This window comes from Bacteroidota bacterium (assembly GCA_016213405.1).
Taxonomy (GTDB): domain Bacteria; phylum Bacteroidota; class Bacteroidia; order Palsa-948; family Palsa-948; genus Palsa-948.
This window is the reverse complement of record JACRAM010000027.1, coordinates 1-2,526: the sequence shown is the minus strand read 5'-3', so window position 1 is coordinate 2,526 and position 2,526 is coordinate 1. Positions and strand designations below refer to the sequence as shown.

2 protein-coding genes and 1 tRNA gene are annotated in these 2,526 nt (G+C 41.8%); 1 reads left to right on the top strand and 2 read right to left on the bottom strand.

From position 1 onward, the window contains the following. Positions 1–276: 276 nt before the first annotated feature. Entirely contained in the window at positions 277–1,725 is a 1,449-nt protein-coding gene (locus HY841_03145) for a recombinase family protein (GenBank protein MBI4929732.1), read from the top strand. Here the strand turns inward: HY841_03145 and HY841_03140 are convergent. Next, positions 1,711–1,798 (bottom strand) — tRNA-Ser (locus HY841_03140). The genes HY841_03145 and HY841_03140 overlap by 15 nt on opposite strands. A gap of 66 nt (positions 1,799–1,864) precedes the next feature. Next, the gene (tadA, locus tag HY841_03135; protein MBI4929731.1) at positions 1,865–2,461 is read right to left on the bottom strand and encodes a tRNA adenosine(34) deaminase TadA; all 597 of its coding nucleotides are present in this window, start codon (positions 2,459–2,461) and stop codon (positions 1,865–1,867) included. Positions 2,462–2,526: the final 65 nt, after the last annotated feature.

The window sequence follows — 2,526 nt, the reverse complement described above, 5'->3', positions numbered from 1 at the left end:
ATTTTTTTGCAGGTTCTTTGGCAGTTTTTCAATCAGGAAAGGTCGCTTCCGTGGGCGGGCGGAAAGGGGGTTCGGGGGGAATTCCGCCCGCCCCGCGTCAGTTTTTGGCGAATTCTGTTCGGATTTTTTCAAACGCACACCGCCAGTTAGGAAATGGCTCGCCCTCTGCGAGGGCTTGCCAGCCGATTTTCTTAGAATTTTTTATTTTTGTCCCGATGCTTCGGGACAGGCTAAAAGCGGGCTTTTTAGAATTTTCTTTTTAAACTTTTTAAAGCTATGAAATACTTTATCTACACACGCAAATCAACCGACAGCGAAGAAAGACAGGTTTTAAGTATTGAGGCTCAACTTGCTGAGCTAAAAGAATTTGCCGCCAAAGAAAAACTTGAAATCGTCGCCTCGCTGAGCGAGGCAAAAACTGCCAAAGAACCTGGCCGAACTGTGTTCGGCGAAATGTTAGACCGACTTGAAAAAGGCGAAGCTCAAGGAATTTTGGCTTGGCATCCTGACAGACTGGCAAGAAATTCAATTGATGGCGGAAAACTCATTTATATGCTGGACACAGGAAAGTTAAAAGATTTAAAATTCCCGACATTTTGGTTTGACTCAACACCACAGGGTAAATTCATGATTAACATTGCCTTCGGGCAAAGCAAGTACTACATAGATAACCTTTCGGAGAACATCAAACGAGGACACCGTCAGAAGCTGAGAAAAGGCATCTGGCCCGGCTGGGCACCTTTGGGGTATCTCAATAATCATAAGACAAAGGCAATAGATATAGACCCTGAAAAAGCCCTGCTTGTAAGAAAAGTATTTGAACTTTACGCCACCGGCGACTATACACTAAAAGCCCTCGCTGATGTTTTAGAAAAAGCAGGGCTGAGAAGTCATCAAGGCAATGTTCTTTCTGTTTCCTGTGTCCAGCATATACTTAAAAATCCAATTTATTACGGAGTTTTCCGTTACAACGGCGAAATCTATGACGGAACTCACGAGCCTATTATTTCCAAGAAACTTTTTGACTCTGTTCAAGAAGTGATGTCAAACAGGGGCAAGAAGAAACGAAAAAGAAAACACACTTTTGCTTTTTCTGGTCTAATGAGATGTGGTAACTGTGGTTGTATGATAACCACTGAAAAACAAAAAGGTCATAATTACTACCGTTGTACCAAGAAAAAGCAAAGGTGTGATGAAAAATACCTCAGAGAAGAATCACTTGTTGAACAGATGAAATTATGTATTCAAAAAGTTTCTCTGCCTGATAAGTGGGCTGAAAACATGCTTGCTGAGATTGAGAAGGAAAAAACGCAGGCTATCGAGAAAACCAATTCTCTTGTTCAAAATCTTGAAAATGAAAAGTTTATGGTTGAGCAGAGGATGGATAAGTTATTAGACCTCTACATTGAAGGTAGGGGCGTTGAGCTTGAAGAATATCAGGTCAAAAAGCAGAGACTGCTCAACGAAAAACTGGACATTCAGCAGAAAATTAAAGATTTTGAACAAAATGGAAATAATTGGCTCGAACCGATGAAAGAAATGATTTTATCCAGTAACCAAGCCAAAATTCTATTGTCGCAGGGCGACAATTCCAAAATCCTAATATTTCTAAAAAATATCGGCTCGAACTTTATTTTAAAAGATAAAAAATTCCGATTTAATTGGAAAATCGGCTGGCGAGCCCTCGCAGAGGGCGAGCCATTTCCTAACTGGCGGAGGAGGTAGGATTTGAACCCACGATCCCGTTAAGGATATCCCGTTTCGAGCGGGATGCCTTCAGCCTCTCGGCCACTCCTCCAATTTAGTTCAGGGTAACAACACAAAAATTACTTTCAACGAGTTTAAATAGTGATTGGTTTTTAGTTTAAACCAAAACTGTGCGATTTCTCCGGCTCTGGAAAAACCTTTTGAGCATTAAATCACATTCATCTTCAAGAACACCCGATATAAGCTCTACCCGATGGTTAAGTCTTTTGTCTGAAAGCAAGTTGTAAAGACTATCAACCGCCCCACTTTTTTTATCCTTACAACCATAAACAAGCCTCTTGAGTCTTGCATTAACCATTGCTCCTGCACACATAACACAGGGTTCTTTGGTCACGTATAGTGTGGCATCTGTTAACCGCCAACTCTTTATTTCAGATGCCCCTTCTTTAAGTGCTATTATTTCTGCGTGTGCAGTCGGGTCATTTTTTGTCTCTCGCATGTTATGAGCCGTAGCTATAACAATATTGTTTTTTACAAGAACTGTGCCAACAGGGACTTCGTTTTTAAGTAATGCCTTCGCCGCCTCTTTGATGGCAAGACGCATAAAGCGTTCATCGGCTTTCTCTTCTGGAAAACAAACAGGGCAGTATTTTTCTCCATAATCAAGACCGCAGATGTGACCACACTCAGGACAACATATGCACTCTTTTATGGGTCTCTCGCATACCTCGCATATTTCATGTCTTGTTTGCATAAATGATTACAACGCGCCCAGGAGGAATTGAACCCCCGACCTCCGGATTCGTAGTCCGCCGCTCT

What these genes read in the sequence shown, in the direction of transcription:
- HY841_03145 (MBI4929732.1), top strand. Translation starts at nt 277, where the DNA reads ATGAAATACTTTATCTACACACGCAAATCAACCGACAGCGAAGAAAGA.
- tadA (MBI4929731.1), bottom strand. Translation starts at nt 2,461, where the DNA reads ATGCAAACAAGACATGAAATATGCGAGGTATGCGAGAGACCCATAAAA.